Origin of the sequence: Clostridium sp. MCC353 (assembly GCF_018785315.1) — a bacterium.
In the GTDB taxonomy this organism is placed as follows: Bacteria; Bacillota; Clostridia; order Lachnospirales; family Lachnospiraceae; genus CHH4-2.
Map to the genome: position 1 here is coordinate 1591 of NZ_WQPN01000108.1, position 20790 is coordinate 22380.

The 20790-nt window shown below is 47.8% G+C and carries 17 protein-coding genes and 1 other annotated feature; of the genes, 8 read left to right on the forward strand and 9 right to left on the reverse strand.

Going from position 1 to position 20790, the window contains the following annotated elements:
• Positions 1–139: 139 nt before the first annotated feature.
• The 3 genes from GPL15_RS18135 to GPL15_RS18145 are packed head-to-tail and all read right to left on the reverse strand — an operon-like array spanning position 140 to position 2926.
• Entirely contained in the window at positions 140–913 is a 774-nt protein-coding gene (locus GPL15_RS18135; protein ID WP_215700106.1) for an ATP-binding cassette domain-containing protein, read from the reverse strand.
• Positions 906–1802 (reverse strand): ABC transporter permease, encoded by an 897-nt coding sequence (locus GPL15_RS18140; protein WP_215700107.1) that lies wholly within the window; start codon positions 1800–1802, stop codon positions 906–908. Before GPL15_RS18140 ends, GPL15_RS18135 begins: the two co-directional genes overlap by 8 nt.
• 26 nt (positions 1803–1828) lie before the next feature.
• Positions 1829–2926, reverse strand: a complete 1098-nt coding sequence (locus GPL15_RS18145) for an ABC transporter substrate-binding protein (RefSeq protein ID WP_215700108.1) — start codon at positions 2924–2926, stop codon at positions 1829–1831.
• A gap of 105 nt (positions 2927–3031) precedes the next feature.
• Positions 3032–3268, reverse strand: a binding site (T-box leader).
• Between the two features lie 350 nt (positions 3269–3618).
• On the opposite strand from GPL15_RS18145, the gene GPL15_RS18150 reads away from it, so the two are divergent.
• Both GPL15_RS18150 and GPL15_RS18155 read left to right on the forward strand, forming a co-directional pair.
• On the forward strand, positions 3619–5310 hold the full coding sequence (locus GPL15_RS18150; protein WP_215700109.1) for a PHB depolymerase family esterase: 1692 nt from the start codon (positions 3619–3621) through the stop codon (positions 5308–5310).
• 29 nt (positions 5311–5339) lie between these two features.
• Complete coding sequence (locus GPL15_RS18155) at positions 5340–6497, forward strand: hypothetical protein (protein WP_215700110.1); 1158 nt, start codon at positions 5340–5342, stop codon at positions 6495–6497.
• A 55-nt stretch (positions 6498–6552) separates the two neighbouring features.
• Here the strand turns inward: GPL15_RS18155 and GPL15_RS18160 are convergent, their stop codons facing one another.
• On the reverse strand, positions 6553–8124 hold the full coding sequence (locus GPL15_RS18160) for a helix-turn-helix domain-containing protein (protein WP_215700111.1): 1572 nt from the start codon (positions 8122–8124) through the stop codon (positions 6553–6555).
• Between the two features lie 271 nt (positions 8125–8395).
• Here GPL15_RS18160 and GPL15_RS18165 point away from each other — a divergent pair, with 271 nt between their 5' ends.
• The 4 genes from GPL15_RS18165 to GPL15_RS18180 all read left to right on the forward strand — a co-directional run bounded on the left by GPL15_RS18165 (position 8396) and on the right by GPL15_RS18180 (position 13088).
• On the forward strand, positions 8396–8869 hold the full coding sequence (locus GPL15_RS18165; protein WP_215700112.1) for a tripartite tricarboxylate transporter TctB family protein: 474 nt from the start codon (positions 8396–8398) through the stop codon (positions 8867–8869).
• A 16-nt stretch (positions 8870–8885) separates the two neighbouring features.
• Positions 8886–10385 carry a tripartite tricarboxylate transporter permease gene (locus GPL15_RS18170; RefSeq protein WP_215700113.1) on the forward strand — a complete coding sequence of 500 codons (1500 nt, stop codon included), beginning with the start codon at positions 8886–8888 and terminating at the stop codon, positions 10383–10385.
• Between the two features lie 27 nt (positions 10386–10412).
• Entirely contained in the window at positions 10413–11507 is a 1095-nt protein-coding gene (locus GPL15_RS18175) for a tripartite tricarboxylate transporter substrate-binding protein (RefSeq protein ID WP_215700114.1), read from the forward strand.
• Positions 11508–11588: 81 nt separating this feature from the next.
• Positions 11589–13088: a PHB depolymerase family esterase gene (locus tag GPL15_RS18180; RefSeq protein WP_215700115.1), complete on the forward strand. Its 1500-nt coding sequence runs from the start codon at positions 11589–11591 to the stop codon at positions 13086–13088.
• Positions 13089–13542: 454 nt separating this feature from the next.
• Here GPL15_RS18180 and GPL15_RS18185 read toward each other — a convergent pair whose 3' ends face one another.
• Positions 13543–13959 (reverse strand): hypothetical protein, encoded by a 417-nt coding sequence (locus GPL15_RS18185; RefSeq protein ID WP_215700116.1) that lies wholly within the window; start codon positions 13957–13959, stop codon positions 13543–13545.
• Positions 13960–14117: 158 nt separating this feature from the next.
• Here GPL15_RS18185 and GPL15_RS18190 point away from each other — a divergent pair, with 158 nt between their 5' ends.
• Positions 14118–14630 carry an isochorismatase family cysteine hydrolase gene (locus GPL15_RS18190; RefSeq protein ID WP_215700117.1) on the forward strand — a complete coding sequence of 171 codons (513 nt, stop codon included), beginning with the start codon at positions 14118–14120 and terminating at the stop codon, positions 14628–14630.
• A gap of 210 nt (positions 14631–14840) precedes the next feature.
• Here the strand turns inward: GPL15_RS18190 and aroA are convergent, their stop codons facing one another.
• The 4 genes from aroA to GPL15_RS18210 form a co-directional block, all read right to left on the reverse strand.
• Positions 14841–16118 carry a 3-phosphoshikimate 1-carboxyvinyltransferase gene (gene aroA, locus GPL15_RS18195; protein ID WP_215700118.1) on the reverse strand — a complete coding sequence of 426 codons (1278 nt, stop codon included), beginning with the start codon at positions 16116–16118 and terminating at the stop codon, positions 14841–14843.
• Positions 16119–16128: 10 nt separating this feature from the next.
• Positions 16129–17229 (reverse strand): prephenate dehydrogenase, encoded by a 1101-nt coding sequence (locus tag GPL15_RS18200; protein ID WP_215700119.1) that lies wholly within the window; start codon positions 17227–17229, stop codon positions 16129–16131.
• A complete protein-coding gene (gene aroF / locus GPL15_RS18205) occupies positions 17229–18242 on the reverse strand; it encodes a 3-deoxy-7-phosphoheptulonate synthase (protein WP_215700120.1) in 1014 nt (337 codons plus the stop codon). The genes GPL15_RS18200 and aroF overlap by 1 nt, the downstream gene beginning before the upstream one ends.
• Before the next feature lie 162 nt (positions 18243–18404).
• Positions 18405–19328: a LysR family transcriptional regulator gene (locus tag GPL15_RS18210; protein ID WP_215700121.1), complete on the reverse strand. Its 924-nt coding sequence runs from the start codon at positions 19326–19328 to the stop codon at positions 18405–18407.
• 185 nt (positions 19329–19513) lie between these two features.
• Between GPL15_RS18210 and GPL15_RS18215 the strand changes: the two genes are divergently transcribed.
• Positions 19514–20770 (forward strand): MFS transporter, encoded by a 1257-nt coding sequence (locus tag GPL15_RS18215; protein WP_215700122.1) that lies wholly within the window; start codon positions 19514–19516, stop codon positions 20768–20770.
• The last annotated feature ends 20 nt before the right edge of the window (positions 20771–20790 follow it).

Sequence of the window (20790 nt, forward strand, 5' to 3'; positions counted from 1 at the left end):
TCTGGAGTCTTAGTTTCACTTACGGTTGGAAGCTGGTTTTCATCACCGACAGTTTCCCCTCCGCCAGGCCCCTTTCAAAAATCCGGCCTTCCGTCCGCCCCCTCGTCCCGCTTTTCTGCGTAACTTTCACCAATACCCCCTAATTCCCACATTCAATACTAATCTTATTAAACTGATCCAATATATCATCAATCCGGATCCCGTCTTTATCCTCCCCAGCCTTATCAATGACAGCATGCCCCTGATGCATCATGAGAAGGCGGCTGCCATATTCAACCGCGTATCTTAAATTGTGGGTTACCATGATTGTGGTTAAGTGTTTCTCCTTTACGATTTTATCAGTCAGTTCCATGATGATTTCCGCTGTTTTAGGATCCAGGGCGGCTGTGTGTTCATCCAGGATCAGGAATTCTATGGGGGTCATGGTGGACATGAGAAGGGCCATGGCCTGGCGCTGTCCGCCGGACAGGGAGCCGACTTTTACGTGGAGTTTATCTTCCAGGCCAAGGCCCAGGGATTTTAACTGGCTCCGGTAAAAATCAATTCTCTGTTTGTTGGTTCCACGGCGCAGGTTAAACGCTTTTCCCTTATTATCGGCCAGGGACATATTTTCCAGAATGGTCATGCTGGGACAGGTTCCCATGGCCGGATTCTGGTAGACCCGCCCGATGGTGCGCTGGCGTTTATATTCAGGCATATGGGTGATATTGGTGTCATTGATAATAACCTGGCCGCTGTCCACAGGGATGCTTCCGCAGATGATATTCAGCATGGAAGTTTTTCCTGAACCGTTGCTGCCCACAACCGATACAAACTCGCCGTCACGGATGGTTAAATTAAAATCTTCGAACAGGCACATTTCATTGATGGTGCCCGCGTTGTAATATTTGTTGATATTTTGAAGTTTAAGCACGGCCTGTCACCTTCTTTCCTTTTTGATTGCTCAGCACCAGAATCACAAGGAAGAGAATGGATGTGATGAGCTTTAAATTGGACGCTCCCAGCCCCAGGGAGATGGCAAAGGAGATGGCAATGGATACGCATGCCTTATAGATGATGGAACCGATTACAACAGCAGTTGTAGCTTTTACAAAGCTGAACCGTTTTAAAAGCTTGGTTCCGATAATAACATTGGCCAGGCCGATGACGATGGTGCCGGTTCCCGTGCTGATCTCAAAAAATCCGTTCTGCTGGCAGTAAATGCTGCCTGCAAGGGCGGCGAATCCATTTGCCAGGGCCAAGCCGATGATTTTAACAGTGCCTTTATCCTTGGCAAGTGAGGTTACCAGCACATCGTTGTCCCCGGCTGCGCGAAGAAGATAACCGGAACGGGTTTCCATATACAGGTCCAAAAGTATTTTAACGATGACAACGATGATAAACAGAATGATCACAACCGAGTAAGGCTCTAAAGCGGCGGGCATGAATCTGTCTAAAAAGCTGTTCTCAAAAATGGTTTCCTTGCTGAAAATTGGCACATTTGCTTTGCCCGCTATGGTTAAATTAATGGAGTACAGGGCGGTCATGACAATGATACCGGACAGAAGGTCGCGGACTTTCAATTTAACGTGAATGATTCCGGTGACGATCCCGGCTGCGGCGCCCGCTAAAAATGCCAGAGGCAGGGTGGCTGCCGGATTTATGCCGGACAGGATTAACGCAGCAGTGACAGCAGCCCCCAAAGGGAACGTGCCGTCAACTGAAAGATCTGGAAAATCCAGTATTTTATATGTGATGTATACGCCTAATGCCATGATGGCATAGATAAAACCTTCTTCTAAAACGCCAAGTATAATTGACATGAGTAAACCTCCGGAGTTATTTTCTATTAATGGGAGATGGTGTCAAACATCTCTTTTGCTGTTGAGGTCAGAGATTCCGGTAATGTGATTCCAAGATCGCTTGCAACTTTTGTATTGCCGTAGAAAGATGCCTCAGTAATCACTTCAAAGTTGATTTCACTGGCCTTTTTCTCGCCTTTTAAAACCTGGGCAGCCATTTTTCCGGTCTGCTTTCCTAAATCGATGTAGTCAAGGCCTACCGTTGCCAGACAGCCGATCTTAACCTGTTCGATTTCAGAACCGAATACGGGAATATTTTTCTTGCCCGCTTTATCCAGGATGACAGGAAGTGCGCTTACAACCGTATTGTCTGTTAAGTTATTCAGGCAGTCTACTTTTTCAAGAAGGGAATCAGCCGCTAATGGAATGTCGGCTGCGGTTGAAATGCCGCTTTCTACAATTTCAAATCCAAAAGCAGGGGCGGCCGCTTTGTACTCCGCAATGGCGGATTCGGAATTCACCTCGCTGGTGCTGTACATGATGCCGATTTTTTTCGCGTCCGGAAGAATTTCCCGGATCATTTCCAACTGCTTTTCAACAGGAAGTTTATCGCTGGTTCCGGTGATATTGCCTACCGGCGTGCCGTCTGAGTTGGCAAGTTCAGCCAAAACAGGATCGGTAACTGCGGTGTAGATGACGGGAACGTCGGTTTTTTTCGTTGCCCCATATGCGCTTTGGGCGATGGGAGTTGCGATGGCACAGATTAAATCCGCTTTCTTAGCCATAAAATTGTCCATGATCTGGCTGGCTGTTCCGCCGTCCGCCTGGGCATTTTCATAATAAATGGTTAAATTCTTACCTTCGATAATCCCTTCATCGGCCAGCCCCTGTAAAAATCCTTCCCGGCAGTTGTCAAGGGAGCCGTGTTCTGCAAACTGTCCGATTCCAATGGTATAGCTGGCTTCAGTGGTTGCTTCTTTAACATTGTCCGCCTGGTTTTGGGTGGTTCCCGCAGTGGACGCTTCCGACACAGCCGTGGTTTCGGCAGTGGAAGCCGTATCATTGGATGCAGGTTTGGAACATCCGGATAAAAGGGAAACAGTTGTCATGGCTGTCATCATTAATGCTGCGAATTTCTTTTTCATAATAGTATCCTCCATAATTTGAATTAATATTTTAATAAAATACCGTTTATGTTTTGGTGAGGTGTTTGGACAAATAAAAAAGTCCCAAATATGTTAAATTAACATATTTGAGACGAATTATAATATCCGCGGTGCCACTCAAATTGACTAAAAGTCCACTTTTCCTCATATACAAACATATATGCCACATGAATAACGGTTGTGGTTTCCGTCGGTCCCTACTGATCCTTCAAGACCGCCCTCAAAAGTCCATTCAGCTAAAAACGCCATATCGCAATCACACCACCTGCGACTCTCTGTAATATTGTTTAGAAGCTTACTCCTCTTTCTCAACGGTTTATTTTATTAATCAGTATCATAATACTTTGAGTTTCATTTGTCAACCGGCTTTTTAAAATTAATTTCTGGAAAAGATACTATTCACGGCCCCCTCTGCCGGCTGTGCCGTCTTGCGGGGCCGTGAATAGTAAACTGGAAAAATAAAAGGCAGCGGTTAAAGATCCGATGGGGAGATTGGCATTTCCTGCGGTTTCTGCTGCCTTTTGATTTGATATGGTGAATAGAAAAAGAAGAAAACCATGTGCACTATGCACATTAAAAAAGAAAAAAGTTAAAATATAATTGTTGAAATGCCATAAGTAACTTATGCTATAAGTGGAGAACAACGAAGAAAGGGAGAAGGAGGATAAAAGATGGAGATACAGAAATTTCCGGAGGACCGGAGGGGGTATTATGACACCATAGACAGGAATGATTTATACCGCATGCCTTATTATGGCCTGTTTCAAACCAGGATGAAAACAAATGAGGAACGTGAGTATCTGGTGTATATTCCGGACAGCGCTTATTTGAGCACGCCTGCGGTGCTGATCATATGTGACAGTGGGGATGATAAAAAACACTGTCTGGAAAACAGCGGCTGGACCGACGCGGCTGACAGACATGGGGTCATTCTTTTTGCGGTGGACGGCGACTGCACGGAAGAAGAGCTGGCTGAGATGATCGAGGAGATGAAGGCCAGGGAATGCCATGTGGTAAACCGCAATTACGTATATTTGATGGGGTACGGTGACGGAGCGTCCAAAGCCCAGAGACTGGCGATGAAAAATCCTGTTGCATTTTCAGGCCTGGCGCTGGCAGGGGATTGTGATGTGACGGAAGAAGAGTTAAAGGCATTGGATCATATGCCTTCGGAACATCCCTGTAAACCCATCAGTTCGGTGCCCATGCCTTTGTGGATCATAACGGAAAAGATGACAGAGGGACAGGAGCGGATTTTGGAGCACTGGAAAAAGGCGGATAGGGTTCAGCCTGTGCCCTATGAAAAAGAGGGAAGCAGTTATTATCTGCCTGTTGAAACCACTGTGGATTCCCTGATTGAAGAGATGGCAGGGGCGAAAATCAGAGTTACGGAAGGCGTCAGTACAAAGCCCTATCCGGCTATTCCGGCGGTTCGGATCTGGGAAGAATTTTTCTCCGGACAGTTCCGCTCTGTGGGAATCACAAACGGCAATTTGAGGGTGTGGCGCAGGGAAGAAGAGTGGGGAATCAGGTTCAGGACCATGGAGGTGGACGGATACCGCAGGGAATGGTATGAGTACATTCCGTCAGCCATGAAACAGAACCCGGACTATAAAGCTCCGTTGGTGGTATCTCTTCATGGCGGCAGCAATATGCACCGGATGTTCCTTCCAACCAATGAGTGGATCAAGGTGGCGGAAGCCAGAGGATTTATGGTGGTGTTTCCGGCGGCGGCGCTGCGCCCGTTCCCTAAGGACAACTGGCTGCGCCATGCGGCCTGGAACTCAGGGAATCATCAGGATATGATGGATGATGTGAAGTTTATAAAGGAGATGCTGGAACTGCTGTTTCAGGAGTATCCCATTGACCGCAGCCGGGTCTATGCTTCGGGGCAGTCCATGGGATCGGTTATGGGGCAGCGGCTGCTTCTGACACTGCCGGATTATTTTGCGGCGTCAGGAACCACCAGCGGGGTTTTAAGGGGCGGCTTTTTCGGCGATTACAGCACCCCGGGCATTGTGGAAGGATATAAGCGGCCGATCTGGATTATCATGGGAGAGAGAGATATTGGAGGAGGCAGCTTTGAAAATAACCCCGATACCAGGAAGTTCGCAGAATACTGGACAAAACGCAACGAAACCCAGCCAGTGGATCAGCCTGCCCATTATAAAACGGGAGCTTATGATACGAAAATCTATCATAACAGCCAGGGCGTTCCCATGGTACAGTTCACCACAGTGGATTTGAAACCCCACGCATGCACGGTTCAGGATTCCTGGTTTTTGTATGATGAATTCTTCTCCAAATTCCATATGAACGAAGAGGGGAAGACGGTTTACCTGAATACAATTGTGGTGGAGTGAGAATACATTCAGAAAAGGAGCGGATGATTATGAGAGTATCGAAAACGACAGGACGGCCCTATTGTTTCCAGCCGGACCGGCTGTATGTCAGCGCAGGTTCCTCTGTTCTGCTGATGGGGAAAAACCAGTATGAACTGGCCCGGCCGGGAAAAATGGGAGAGGATGATATCTATCTGGCGCTTACTGATATCTGTCGGCTTATGGCCCCTGATTTTACTTATCGTACAGAAGGAGAAAACGCTGTCATTTGCTTTGAAGGACAGACGGTCCAGGGGACGGACGTAAAGAATTTGGACGGGGAACCGGCGGTGGGTATCCGCTGGCTGCTGTGCAGTGTGATGGGGAAAGATTATTGCTGGCATAAGGATATTCTGGTCATTTCCCTGGACGGCTGCAGGCCGGACGAAAATCTTGACCAGATCCGCGTCCTGAAATGGAAAATGAGCCATAAGGAGATGGGGGATTTGTACCGCACCCTGTGGCTTTGTGAAGCGGGAATGCTCAATTCCTACAGGCTCTATGTGCCGACCGGATGGAAATATGAGAAAAAGAAGAAAATGCTGATTTACCTCCATGGAGCGGGTGGAGATGAGAACTCCGGTTTTGAAAGAAGCCATAACCGGATCCAGTATCTGGCGGAAAAAAAGGGCTATCTGGTGCTGGCCCCCAATTCGTTAGTGCACAGAAGTAATTTTGGAGGTACGGTGCCTCCCTCGGGCCTGTTTGCAAAACCCGGATTCACCGATGAACAGGGAAATCTCCAGTACTATTCCCAGGCGGATATAGAGGAAAATGCGGTGGCGCAGGCAGGTTTTTACCAGATCCTTGACCTGGTGATGAAGGAATACCAGGTAGATCCGGGGTATGTGTTCCTCATGGGCAATTCCATGGGCGGGATCGGGACCTTCCATCTGGGCGGCCACAGGCCGGAAATCTTCCGGGGGCTGATTCCCTGCGGGGCTCTGCCTGAGCCCTCTGTGCCGGACTGGAAACGTTACGGCAGCAAACCGATTCTGTTCATTGCCGGAACAGAAGACCACAATGGATATGAAAAGATGCGGGCGGATTTCGCTTACATCGCCAGCCAGGGAGTGAATATCCGTATGCTCACCGTCGGCGGCGGGGCTCATTCCGATGCGTGGACCATGGAATTGGAAACGGTATTTGATTTTTGTGAAAACATATAAAAAGATAAAAAAGCGCCTGGGGCATAGGATGAGCTGCCCCGGGCGTTTTTTCGTTTTATTTCTTAATTCCGTCCAGATTTTTAAAAGAATACTGCATGGATTGAGGCCTGCTGAACGGTTCTTTCAGATAACGGTCCTGGTAGAAAAAGATCATGCAGGACATTAAAAGGCGGCATTGGATTAACCCGTTTTTGGTGAAATCCTCATTTACCAGATCGTTGAGTTTTAATATTTTGCCCTGTATGGTGTTGCGGTGGACATTTAAATGGGCGGCAGTGTCGTTGATGCTGCAGCCGTTCAGCAGATAGCAGTAGAGAACCTCTAAAAGGTTTGTATTATGGCTTAAATCATAGCCGTTGATCTTCAGGATGCAGGGATGGAGCAAATAGGTCAAATCCCTGGACTGGTGCACCTCCCGGAAGGAATCGGCCGCCAGGTCAATCAAATGATACAGGGCGTATTCATTGTGGTAAAAGATCCTGCTGCTGCCTTCCAAATGCAGGGTCATGCCAAAGAACGCATTGGAGCGGGCCAGTATGACAGAGGTGCGCAGGCGGAATTTGGTCCATAAAGAACAGCCGGCAAAGGCCGAGTACCGCTCCAGCAGCCGGTTGAATTCCTGGTTGTGAAGGTCTAAACGGGAATATTTGTCGGAATTAGGCGCCAGCATGATCAGGTCATTTTCATAAGGGCCGGTCACGAAGTCGGGAAACAGCCGGTTCAGTTCGGAAAGGAAAAACACATGGGACATGGCCTCCGCGGCTTCCGGCATTAAAATGTAGACAACCGTGGTGAACATAACCGGATAGGGAGTGAGTGAAGTATACCGGGCGCCCACTTCATTCCAGTTGCTGAGGGAACCGTCCATGATTTCATTCAAAAACCGCTGTGCGGCAAGTTCTTTGGTGGTGTACAGCGGAATGTTGTAATCGGAAATACTGGTCAGGATATGGCTGAGGGCTTCCGCAGCGATCCAGCTGATGTCATAGTCGGAAAAATCGGAATGACAGACAAAATGGAGGTAGAAGGTGCGGTTGTGAAAGGTCTGCTGCTCCAAATAAGAGTAACACCCGTATGTGGGGTCTTGGGTCACACAGAAGGGCTTCTTCTCCAGGGCGCTGACGATAAAGTCCGTATTTACCACGTCATCCCTGCCGCCGGAGTGAGCGTACAGAAGGAGCTGGTATTCATCATTATACAGGTAACAGGCCGAATTCAGGGAAAGGGAGAGGTCTTTCAAATAAGTTTCAATACACTGGCGGTTGGGGAGCAGCCGGGACAGTTTATCCCGGCAGGAACTGTAGTTCTGATAAATTTCCATCACCCGGGTACAGAGTACCGGAAAGCTCAGGGAAACGGCGATATAGTTACAGGTATGTGGTATATGTACAGGAAGTTCCTGTCTGGTTCCGGACACGAAGAAGCAGATCCGGGGCGGCAGTTTCAGATCCATGCACCTGTTAAAGGTCTCTGTGCTGCAGAAAATAAAGCTGTCGGACACTAAGGGGGTGGACAGGTCTTCATCGAGGAAAATCAGCCGGTTGGACAGGGAAAACTGGTTAAACGGAAGCTGATAACTGACGACCGCATCTTTCAGTTTCGCAATAATATGGTGAAATGTAATCATAATTCCCTCCATTCGAGAGTTCCAAAGCAGAGAGGGATTCTCTGCCTGGCCTGCTCCTTTGTAAAAATTCTGGGGTTTATTATATCAGACAAAAAAACGAAAAACAATGTATATTCAGCACATATTTGTTGATTATGCACTGAAAATAAAAGATGTTTGTGCACAATGAATAGGGAGAATGAGAAAAAACGAAAACAAATTGTAAAAAAAAACTTCGAAAATTATAATAACCACAAGACTGAAACGAAACAAAGACAGGAGGGAAAGAAACATGAAAAAGTTGTACAAAGACCAGGTATTGGGAATCGTTCTGGTGATCGTTTCCTTGAACTTTGGATTTTTCACAAACAGGATCAGCGACAGCATTCTGGTGGGAGATCCCGGACCGAAAATATTTCCGGCAGCAGCCTGTATTTTAATCGGTCTTTGCGGCCTGGTGCTGGCGGTGAAGCCGGAGAAAACGGAAGGCAGGAAGTTTTTGAGCAGAGAAGAATGGAAAAGGCTGTTTTCTCTTTATGGGATCTATCTGCTGTATTGGGGAATGTTATGGTTTGCCGGTTATAAGATTGCCATTCCGGTAATTTTGTTTATCGTAAGCTTTTTGTTTTCGAGAGGCACCAAAACCAAAACAATCCAGATTGTTCTGTATACGGTTTTTGTGTCGGCGGCAATTTTTGTGCTTTACGTGATCGTGATGGAGACGCGTCTGCCGCAGGGTATTTTGTTTGAGAGATTATTGGGTTAGAAGGGAGTGATAGAACATGTATGAGGCGATTATAGATACACTGCAGCTTTTGGCAACTCCGACGGGAATTCTTTACATAGTGGCCGGTTCCATTTTAGGCGTGGTTCTGGGAGCCATACCGGGGCTGAGCGGAGGAACTGCCACAATTTTGATTCTGCCAATGACCTACCGGATGGATCCCAGCCTGGCGCTGGCTCTGTTCATGGGACTTTATGTAGGAAGCACTTCCGGCGGATGTATCGGTTCCATCCTGCTTGGGATTCCCGGCACCAGTTCTTCCATTGTAACCACATGGGACGGATATGAATTCACTAAAAAAGGTGATCCGGTGCGGCCGTTGAGCGCCGCAGTTATATGTAACTTTTTCGGAACCGTACCGTCGCTGATCCTGGCTATGATTTTGTGCCCGTACCTGTCAAAATGGGCGGTTAAACTGGGACCGTGGGAATATTTTGCACTGTGCTACTGTGCCATTGCCATGGTAATCGGTCTGGCGAAAGGAAATATCGTGAAGGGGCTGGCATCCTGCGGCCTGGGGCTTTTGGCCGCCTGTGTGGGAAGCGCGCCTTTATGCGGAACCATGCGCTTTACATTTGACAGCATGTATCTGATTTCAGGTCTGAACATAGTAAACCTGATGATGGGGATGTTTGCGGGGCGCACTATGCTGATGGAATATACCAGGGGGAGCAAGCAGTCCTCAGCATCGGCAATCAAAGTAAAGGGATTTAAATTCCCGGGAAAAGACCTGCTGGACAATATTGGGAATATGATCCGCTCCTTCATTATGGGTGCATTTATCGGATTCCTGCCCGGTCTTGGAGCCAACACTTCAACGGTTTTGGCATATGCCAATGAAAAGAATCTGGCAAAGAACAAAGAGGAGTGGGGCCATGGAGCTATTGGAGGCGTTATCGCTCCTGAAACCGCCAACAATGCGGGAATCGGAGGCGCTATGATACCGATGATCGCTTTGGGAATCCCAGGCAACGGCGTCATGACCATATTCATGACGGCTATGACGGTACACGGAATTGAAGCGGGGCCTCTGCTTTTGAAGAACAATCCGGGGATCGTGTATATGCTTTACACGGCGGCTATCGTGTCCGCGATTATCATTCTGGTGTTTGAAATCATCGGTATGCCTTTGTTCCCGGCGCTTTTAAAATGTCCGTATCATTTCCTGTATCCTGCGATCATCATTATCTGTATTTTAGGTTCCTATATATCAGGCGGAAATCTTTTCAGCGTGGGTGTAGCGCTGGCTACCTGCGCCCTGGGCGTGTTTATGGAGTATTTTAAGGTGCCGCAGATGCCGTTCATCCTCTCTTTTATTCTCTGCGGGCTTCTGGAGAAGAACTTCCGAAGCGGCATGAACATGGCATCCAACGGTTTGTGGTCCTTCTTTACCAAACCATTTGCCTGTATCTTTATTTTAGTCGGTACGGGCACATTGATCTGGAATGTGGTTGGTCCATTTGTTAAAGCAAAAATAGCTGCAAAAAAAGCAGCTTAAAAATGATAAAAGGAAAGGTGAATGATTATGAAAAAAAGAGGAGCAGCATTAATTTTGGCAGCAGCTATGGCGGCGTCATCACTGGCGGCCTGTGGAGGTTCGTCCGGCTCATCCGGCGCGCCGGCAGAGAGCAAGAAAGCGGAGGCGCCCGCCACTTCCGCGGCGGAAGCGAAGAAAGAGGAAGCTTCCCAGGATACGGTGGCGCAGGGGGCTGCTAGTGATATCGAGTGGCCGAAAGGGACCATTGATATCATCATCCCTGGCGCGGCTGGCAGCAACACCGACTTATCCGTAAGAATTTTAATTGAATTTTTGGAGAAACAGTATCCTAAGGCAAAGTTCAGCCTTATTAATGAGGCGACCGGGTCGGGAACTCTGGCTATGGAGAAAACGAGAACCGCAAAGAACGACGGCACAACCCTTTTGTTCACCGGTTCTGGTTCCAACATCATGTATCATCAGGGAAAATATCAATATGACGTAATGGATCCCAACAACTTTACGATCGTTTCCCCTGCCGCCGGCGGCGCAGGACAGGGTTCCATTCTGCTGACACAGCCCGATAAGCCATACAACAATCTGGAAGAATTCGTAGAATACTGCAAAGCCCATCCGGGAGAGGTGACCGTGGGCACCAGCACGGGAACCACCCAGGAAATCAAAATCAAACTGCTGATGGAGTATTACGGTTTAGACGTGAAATATGTGGCTGCCAGCGGAAATGACATGATTACCGCCCTTCTTGCAGGCAATCTGGATGTGGCCTTACAGTCTGAGAACAAGGCCAACGGATATGTGGAAAACGGCGATTTAAAAGGACTGGTAAACAACTCCTTAAACGACGGCTCCGAGTTTGCCGCACTGGATGGAATTGATACCTATAAGGATCTGGGGCTGGAAGAAATCGCCTTCCGCGCGCCTATGTACGTGGTAGGCCCTGGAAACATGGATGAAGCGCTGGTTCAGAAGATCAATGAAGTCATCTGCAGCGTGGAACCGGATGCGGAAAGCCAGGAAAGGTGGGGAAAGATGGCCAGTTCATTTATCGCCCGCGATGTGGCCACGATCAGGGAAGAAGTGGTCAGCCTGGATGCAGACGTTGCACAAATTTATAAGAAATAAACAGATTCTCTGAAGGCGGAGCCAAATCTTATGTTTGGCTCGCCTTTCTCAGCATTACAATGCTTCGAAATGGAGGTAATTATGAAAATTAAGGTAAAACCCCGAATTCAATATATGGAAGGCCGGGAGATGTTTGACCGGCCGGAGGGGATCATTGACTGTGCCTGGGAAATTGACGGAGCGCTTCGCAGTTGGAAAGAATTTATTCCGTCGGGTTACGATGACAGCCGGGAAATGCCTTTGGTGGTGACCCTTCACGGAGGAAGCAGCAAGCGGGGCGGCAATAACCACCGGGCGGAGCTGAGCACAGCCTGGGCGGCAGTTGCCGAGAGGGAAGGGTTTATTGTTTTATATCCCCAGTCTCTGACAACGGAGCACACCTGGTCGGCCTGGGAGGATTTTTCAGACGGCAGGAGGACGAAGGGGCTTAAAGATGATATCCGTTATATCAATCTGCTTCTTGAACTGATACAGGAGAAATACAGGATCGACAAGGAGCGGATTTATCTCCATGGGCAGTCTTTTGGAGATGTGATGGGTACTTATTACCTGTTAAACAGTCCGAAACATCCTTTTGCCGCTGCGGCAACCCTGTCCGGGCCGGTAGGAGCGGAGCGGCTGATTAGGAACGACGGAACTTTCTATTTTGAAGGAGAATGCGCCATTCCGGTGGTAAGAACCCACGGCTCTTTGGATCTGGCAATGCCGATGGGAACCTTTCAGCATATTGACGACATAACTCCTACCTTTGATCTGATGAGGGAACTGCAGAAGAAAAACGGCGGAGAGGAAGAAATGATCCAGGCCAAGATGGAGATGCACCAGCTGCCCTGCATTGAATTGTGGAAACACTGCAATTCCTGCGGCGGGGAGCCGGTTCTCAGCGTCCGCGGCAGATATAATGCCCTGACTTATTCCGGTAACTATGATTTCCATTTCTATTCGGTGGAAGAGGGAGGACATGGGCCGTCCATGGATATGGCGGATTTTATATGGACGTATTTTTTCAGCGGATACCGCCGGGTAAACGGACGCGTGGTAAAAGGTTCCCCGGACAAAACCTTTCAGCCGGACAGCAATGCCGTGGTATTGGCCGACGGCGCGGTAAATGCTTATGTGGATAATCGGCTGGTTTCCCTGCCGGGAGCCATACGGAAAATCGGGGACATTTTCTATGCGCCAAGCGACTGCATAAGCCGGCTGTATCCCCAGCTTACGGTAAATCTGGAAGAGGGCGGCGCCAGCGCGGTAATCAGTGACAGCGGCCGTGAAATGCAGGTCTCCGCCTGCAACAAGACCTATGTTTGGTGCGGCTATTTAAAGCACGGTGACAGAACCCTCATTGAAGGCGACACCCTTCTGATTCCCGTGGCCCAGGCAGGCGGCTGTTTCTATGGTCAGAAGGCCAAAACCGGCTATGATGTTTGCTATCTGTCCGGGCATGATGGTGTGCTGACCTATGATTTTGCCTATTTGGTGCGGCAGCTTCTGGGCACGGAGAGAATTTTGTCCACGCAGGAGATGTGGGAAAAAGCGGACCGGGTGTTGAAGGCGGCGGCGCAGCCGGGGGATGGGGTGTAGATCGTTATTTTAGATGTGAAAGTTACGCAGGAAAGCGCGGCGAGGCGGCGTCCGCAGGGCAGGGGTTGAGAACCGGCCAGGCGGGGCGGAATCCGGCGGTGATGAAAACCGGCTTCCAACCGTAAGGGATACTAAGGCCGCAGGGATGGAAAAAGACGGTCCGATGCCCATTCACGGTGAACTCTTTATGGACTTCACCGTTCAGTGGGTATCTCAGAAACTGATTTGGTTTTCAGTTTCTGCCCGTCTTTTTTCATCCCTGCAGCCTAAGTATCCCTAACGGTTTCCAGATGGCTTTCATCACCGCCGGATTCCGCCACGCCCGGCCGGTTCTCAACCCCTGCCCTGCGGACGCCTCCTCGCCGCGCTTTCCTGCTGGTTTAACAACAAACCCTGAAGGCATTTTCGAAAATGCCTTCAGGGTTTGTTGTTAAAGTTGTTGTAAATAAAGTCCCTAGTAATTGAATAGTTTCGAGAGCGGCCCCACAATATCATGCAGGCTTTGTATGGAACTGTTCAGGCTGTCGATGTCCACCGCATTCAGGCGGTCTACGGCCTGTTTGATACTGTATTCACTGGTGGAAACTAGCTGGCTGATGCCGTCTATCATCTGGCCTAAGTTGGCGTCTGCCAGTTCATTGGTGATGGTTTCCATATCGGTCATAACTGTGTTAATGCTGTTGAACATGGTTTTGGCCTGTGGCAGCAGGAAGGCGCAGACGCTGATTATCAGGATCAGAGCGGCTACGCTGGCGGCAGCGGTTATTTTGGATGCCAGGTATTGTTTTTTTGCATAGGCTTCCTGGCGTTCGCTGGATTCTTTCAACTTTGTGAGAAGTTCCAGCATTTCATCACGTTCATTGTCTTTCATAAATTCCCCCCTGTAGAATCGTTGTTACTTTTTAGTATACTACGTCCGGGCTCTAATTAAAATTATAAATTGCGGAGATTTTCTTTTTTACGGCTTGGAAATATGGTAAAATGTCTGATATCACGATAACGATTAAAAAACAGTGAGGCGGATGAACAATGAAAAAATTATTAATTGTAGTGGATATGCAGAATGACTTTATTGACGGTGCATTAGGGACGAAGGAAGCCGTTGAAATGGTTCCGGCAGTTGTTGAGAAGATCAGGGAATACCAGGACCGGGGGGACGAGGTGATCTTTACTTTGGATACTCATTTCGAAGATTATCTGGATACTATGGAAGGGAAAAAGCTTCCTGTGCCCCATTGCATTAAGGGGACTCCGGGGTGGGAACTGCAAACGGATATCAGTGGGTTTGAAGGGAAAAAGTTCGAAAAGATCACATTCGGAAGCCTGGACTGCGCAAAGTATGTGGCAGAAGGGGCATATGAAAGCGTGGAATTGGCCGGACTTTGTACGGATATTTGTGTGATCTCCAATGCGCTTCTCATAAAGGCGGCAGTTCCGTCTGTTCCGGTTTTAGTGGACAGCCGGTGTTGTGCCGGTGTGACGCCTGAAAGTCATAGGAACGCGCTGGAAGCGATGAAGATGTGCCAGATTGATGTGAAGTGACCTGAAACCAGGATGGCCGGATCAATGGATTAAAATGAAAGGAAAACATAAAATAAGCATGGCGGATACCAGTATCTGAGGTATTCACCATGCTTGTTTTTATGCCTGTATCACAGTCAGGAAAAACAATCTTGAAAATCTGCCTCATACCAATCTGATTCATACAATAGAAGGAGAACAATGGCAGGAAATGCATCTTGATGATGCCTTTTACTGAATCAACCGTTCCAAATCCCCATAAAATCCAGGATAAGAAATAGTAACGCATTCCGCTCCCAGAATTTCCGTTTCACCGTCTGCCATCAGACCGGCAATGGCAAATGTCATTGCGATCCGGTGGTCGAGTTTGCTGTCGATCACCGCGCCATGCAGCGGTTTGCCGCCGTTAATGATCATGCCGTCTTCCGTCTCTTCCACATCGGCGCCCATGGCGGTTAAATTGCGGACCATGACTTCGATCCGGTTGGATTCTTTTACTTTCAGCTCAGCGGCGTCTTTAATCACCGTCTGCCCTTTGGCAAAACAGGCGAGGGCGGCGATCATGGGCAGTTCGTCAATCAGGGTGGGAATGATGGCCCCTCCGATGGTGATTCCGTGAAGCTGGCTGGAAGAGATCAGCAGGTCGGCTGTTGGCTCTCCAGTACCGGCTGTTTCGTTAAGCAATGTGATATTACCGCCCATTTCCCGGCATACATGGAGGATTCCGTCACGGGTGGGATTGATCCCCACATTTTTAATTAAGATTTGGGAATTTGGAACCATCAGTCCGGCGGCCAGGAAAAATGCGGCGGATGAGATATCGCCGGGCACATTAATCCGGCTGCCGTATAATTCAGATGCGGGCTTGACAACCGCTGTGGCGCCGTCAGTTTTAATGTCCGCGCCAAAACAGGAGAGCATCAGTTCCGTGTGGTTTCTGGATACATAAGGTTCCGTCAGGCGTGTTTCCCCTTCCGCGTAAAGTCCGGCCAGCAGGACTGCCGATTTTACCTGGGCGGAAGCCACTTTTGAATGATAATGGATTCCATGGAGTGGGGAACCGCTTATCTTTAGGGGGGCACAGCCGTTTCCGTTCACACTTTCAATTCTGGCTCCCATCATGGTGAGCGGGTCAATGATGCGCTTCATGGGCCGTTTCTGTATGGATTGGTCGCCGGTCAGGATCACGTCGAAATCCTGGGCGGCCAGGATTCCTGAAATCAGGCGGGTGGTAGTTCCGCTGTTTCCGCAGTCCAGAACCTCTGAAGGGGCTTTGAGGCCGTGAAGGCCCTTACCCTTTACCAATACGGTATCCCCCTTATTTTCGATGTCGATTCCCATTTTCTGAAAACAGGAGATGGTGGACAGACAGTCTGCGCCCTGAAGATAGTTATGTATTTCCGTGGTTCCTTTGGCGATGGAACCGAACATCACACTGCGGTGGGAAATGGATTTATCTCCGGGAACCGTGATTTCTCCTTTTAATCCCGTCACTTTTTTAAACTTCATTGTTGAAACCTCACTCACATTTTATTAGTTTGTAATTGTATTTTAAAAGCTGCACCCAGGCGTTGTTTCTGGATTCCTCATCATAGAATACGATTTTTAAAGCGCCTTCCCCGTGTTCACGGTTATGGTTGATGCCGATATTGCTGATGCTGATGCCCCGGGCGCTGAGGATTACGGATAAAGTAGAGATTGCGCCGGGTTCGTCGGCAACATCCACCGTAAAGGAATATTCAGGAGCCACGGATCCCTTGGAGGAATCGGAAATGGAATTGCGGTAAGTTTTCGATGTGTCGAATAAACGGTAAACCGCCTGTTTATCCTGTTCCTTCAGCCGGTCTAAAATGTCCTTTAAGGATTCAATATAGCTTTCCAGCATGAATACGATATTTTTCGTATTTGTCATGCAGATCTGTTCCCACATCTCCGGGGAAGCGGAGGCGATACGGGTAATATCCTTAAAACCTCCTGCGGCCAGCCGTTTCATCATTTCTTCCCGGTTATCGGAATCCTTTACCAGGTTCACCAGGCTGGATGCTATGATATGGGGCAGATGGCTGATGGCGGCCACAATCCGGTCATGTTCCTTATAGTCCAATACAATGGGAATCGCTCCGATCAGCTCAGCCACCGCAACCAGGCGTTTGGTGTCGTCCTTTCTGGTTTCTCTGGTAGGAGTGATGATATAGTAAGCATTTTCCAACAGACGGTCGGTGGAATTTTCATAGCCTGTTTTTTCAGAACCGGCCATAGGATGTCCGCCGATGAAACAGGATTCCATGCCCAGGGAAATGACTTCCTTATGGATATCGGTTTTAGTGCTGCCCACGTCTGTGATGATGGCTCCGGGCTTTAAGTAAGGCCGGACGGCGGAAAGATACTGGGCGTTATATTCCACCGGCGTGCAGAGAAATATCAGGTCGCAGGAATTCAGGGTTTCATCAATTCCGTCCAGAATAATGTCCACAACGTTGTCATTTTTGGCCTGTTCCAGTTTGGAACGGGTTCTCATATAAGCCATAATCCGGATGCCGGGGCAGGCCCGTTTCAGGCCTTTGGCGATAGAGCCGCCAATCAATCCGAAGCCGATAAAACCAATGGTTAAATCAGTCATTAAAAATGCCTCCTTGAAAGATCTGCATAAGGTTTCAGTTCATTTGTCAATTCTTCAAATGCCTCGAAGGTCAGGGACTGGGGGCCATCCGACAGGGCGCAGGCAGGATTTGGATGGACTTCGATCATCAGCCCGTCTGCCCCGACCGCAATTGCCGCTTTGGAAAGAGGGGCAACATAGGCGCGGACGCCTGTAGCATGGCTGGGGTCTACAATGATAGGAAGGTGGCTCTTGCTGCGGATCACCGGCACGGCGCTGATATCTAACGTATTGCGGGTGGCTGTTTCATAGGTTCGGATTCCGCGTTCGCAGAGCACCACATTGGGGTTCCCTTCGGACATGATGTATTCGGCAGCGTTCAGCCATTCGTCAATGGTGGCTGACAGGCCGCGTTTTAACAGGATCGGGATACCGGATTTTCCAGCTTCCTTTAACAGCTCGAAGTTCTGCATGTTCCTGGCCCCAATCTGAAGCATATCCACATAGTTAACCGCCGATTCGATGGCCCGCAGACTGGTTACTTCGCAGATGACGTTCAGCCCTGTGGCTTCTCTGGCCTCTTTCATATATTTAAGCCCTTCTTCCTCCAGGCCCTGGAAGGAGTAGGGGGATGTTCTCGGTTTATACGCGCCGCCGCGCAGGAAGGTGGCCCCGGCTTTTTTCACCGCATATGCGGTTTCCATCAACTGTTCCCGGCTTTCCACCGCGCAGGGGCCGGCCATAATGGTTAAGGTGCCCGGTCCGATGGTGGTGTTGCCCACCTTGATTACGGAATCTTCCGGGTGGAACTTTTTATTGGCCAGTTTATAGGATTCGGTTACGGCCACTACCTTGTCAACGCCTTCTGATATCTCGATGTTGGATCCGTGAAGTTTTGTTTTATCGCCGACAACGCCTACGATGGTTACTTGGGCGCCCTTGGAAAGATGAACCTGAAGGCCTTTGGCTTCAATCAAATTAGTTACTTTTTTTACGGCCTCATCAGAGGCATTTGGTTTCATAATTATAATCATGTCTTTTTCCTCGTTTATGTTTAATTGAATTTATAGCTAGTATTCTATACGAAGTCGGGGATAATGTCAACGCTTTATGACGTTGAAGTTTAACGTGTTAAAGTAAAAAAGACAAATTTATAAACGGGAAACGCCTGCCTGAATATACATGGAATAGGTTGTTCATGGTAAATATTTTATGTCCTCTTCCGTAAGATTAAATTGCTGGAACATAAAACTGCGGAATTCTAAAGCTGCCTCAGATAACTCGTTATCTTTTTTCCAGGCAAAATAAATATTTTTCTGATCGATATGGACGCTGCCGCCCGGAGCAAGAGGACGTACTGCTACATTGGTATTATTCTTAACAAAACAACTGTCGATATATGGGACCAGACCGATCATAGTTCCGCTTGTAATCATGTTGAGCATAACAAAACGGTCGTCTGTGATCGCACATATGTTGGGCATGATACCGTAATTCAGCATGGTATTATATTCAACAGGCAGAGCATTGCTATGGGGTGAGACAACGATCATCCGTTCATCCTTAATGTCATCTGGATCTAAACATTTTTTTTGACAAAGAGGATGAGTTCTGTTTAATAGAATATATGGGTTACTGGGTTCTGAGTCGGACAAAAAAACATAATTCATGTTGCGCAGATGGACGCTTCTATGAGAAAAAAGAAAATCCAGGGTATCTTCCGGTTTGGATTTTACTGTTCTTTGATTAGAGATTAAGCGAAAAACTATATTGGGGTGTAATTCCATAAATGTATTCAGCAGACCGGAGAACCGGGCTTCACTGGTACGGAACCCCAAGACAATTTCCTGAACTCCCAATTTGTCCCGGTACAGCATTTTCTGCTGGTTCCGTTCCAGAATCTCAAATAAGCCGGATATTGTTTTTTGAAATTCCCGTCCGTTTTCATTTAATTTCAAATTTTTTCCCTTCCGGTCAAACAGCGGAACCCCCAATTCCGCTTCTAGTTTTTTCAGCATATTACTCAGAGCCGGCTGGGAGATATGGAGAGATTCCGCAGCTGAGGTCATGTTCTGAAGTTTTGCAAGTTCAAGAAAATATTCAAATTGCAGTAAATTCATAATGGCGTTTCCCCTCTGAATGATTCGAGTTAAAATACACTAAAAAATGCGCTTATCACTAGAAAATTATAACATAATAACCAAAAAGTGATTTTACAGAAAAACTAATTAATACTATGATTATATCATGAATATTCACATAATAAAATTAAATTTGGCCAAACAATTCACAAGGAGGGGTTAGTGTGGAGAAACAAAAGAACAGCCTGTTAAAAGAAGCAGTATCTCTAATGACGAATAAAAATTTATTGCTTGTTATGTTGATGCTTACATGTAATACATGTGCGACACAATTATCCAAAACAAGTATTAATGTTTACGGGAAATCTCTGGGAGCCACGGTTGCTGTTTTAGGATTCATAGCGACTCTGAACAGCTGGGGAAAAATTTGCTGCCGTCCGTTTTCAGGGCGCGGCGTGGATAAGTTTAATCCGCGTATATGGATGATAACCTGCAGCCTGCTGCGGATGGCCTGCTATTTATGCTTTGCCCTGTTTGATTCGGTGGCGATGTTCGGCGCAGCAAGATTTTTAGAAGGAGTTACCAATGCATTGATGGTGACTTCCCTGTATTCTCTCACCGGATTATGTGTTACTAAGGCACAAATCAGTACTGCAATGGCTTTGTACAGTTTTATACCAGCCTTATTTTCAGCCGGAACTACGGCGTTTTCTACCAGAGTTTATGAGATGGGACAGAAAGTTCCGTTTTATGGCTCAGTCGGTTTGTTAGGCATAATGTGTATCTTATCATTTTTCCTGAAAATGTCGCCGCAGAACGAAAAGAAAAAAGAGCAGGGAAGCGAGGAACAACAGAAGGAAAAGACCTCTAAGAAAGGCTTTAAGATCACGAATTACATAGCTCTTGAAGGGCTTTGGTTCCTTCCCATGATGTGGGCGAACAGCGCCCATCTGGCTGCGGAAGATCTGCTGATTGTAGTTTATGCAACGGAGATGGGATATCCGGCAGCAGGAGCCTTGTACTTTTCAGTAGCAATGCTGGTTAAGATGTGGGCAGTACTGCCCATGGGAGCAATGGCAGACCGAATTGGTGCGAAATATGTAATTTATTTCGGTTTCCTGTGTAAAGCCGTAGGATTTATTCTCCTGGCTATGTATCCGACGGCTCTAATGTTTACCGTCGCAGGTGTTTTAAAAGGCTTTGGCATGCCAATGCAGAATATTATGCAGGCTCAGGCAGTTAAAGTTATGCCAAAGAGTAAAATGGGTATAGCCAACTCAACTCATCTTTTACTGACTGATTTTGGAGTTATGTTTATGAGCAGCGCGGCCGGTTTTATCTGTGCGGCGGTAGGTTTTTCAAAGGCATTTATGGTATTTGGCGCATTGGCAGCCTGTGGTGCTGTCTGTTATGCGGTCATGAAAGGAAAAATAGAGGGTATGGTGGAAAAAGCGATTGCCGAAGACGAGCAGGCTGCTTAACGATTGTTTAAGAACGGAGA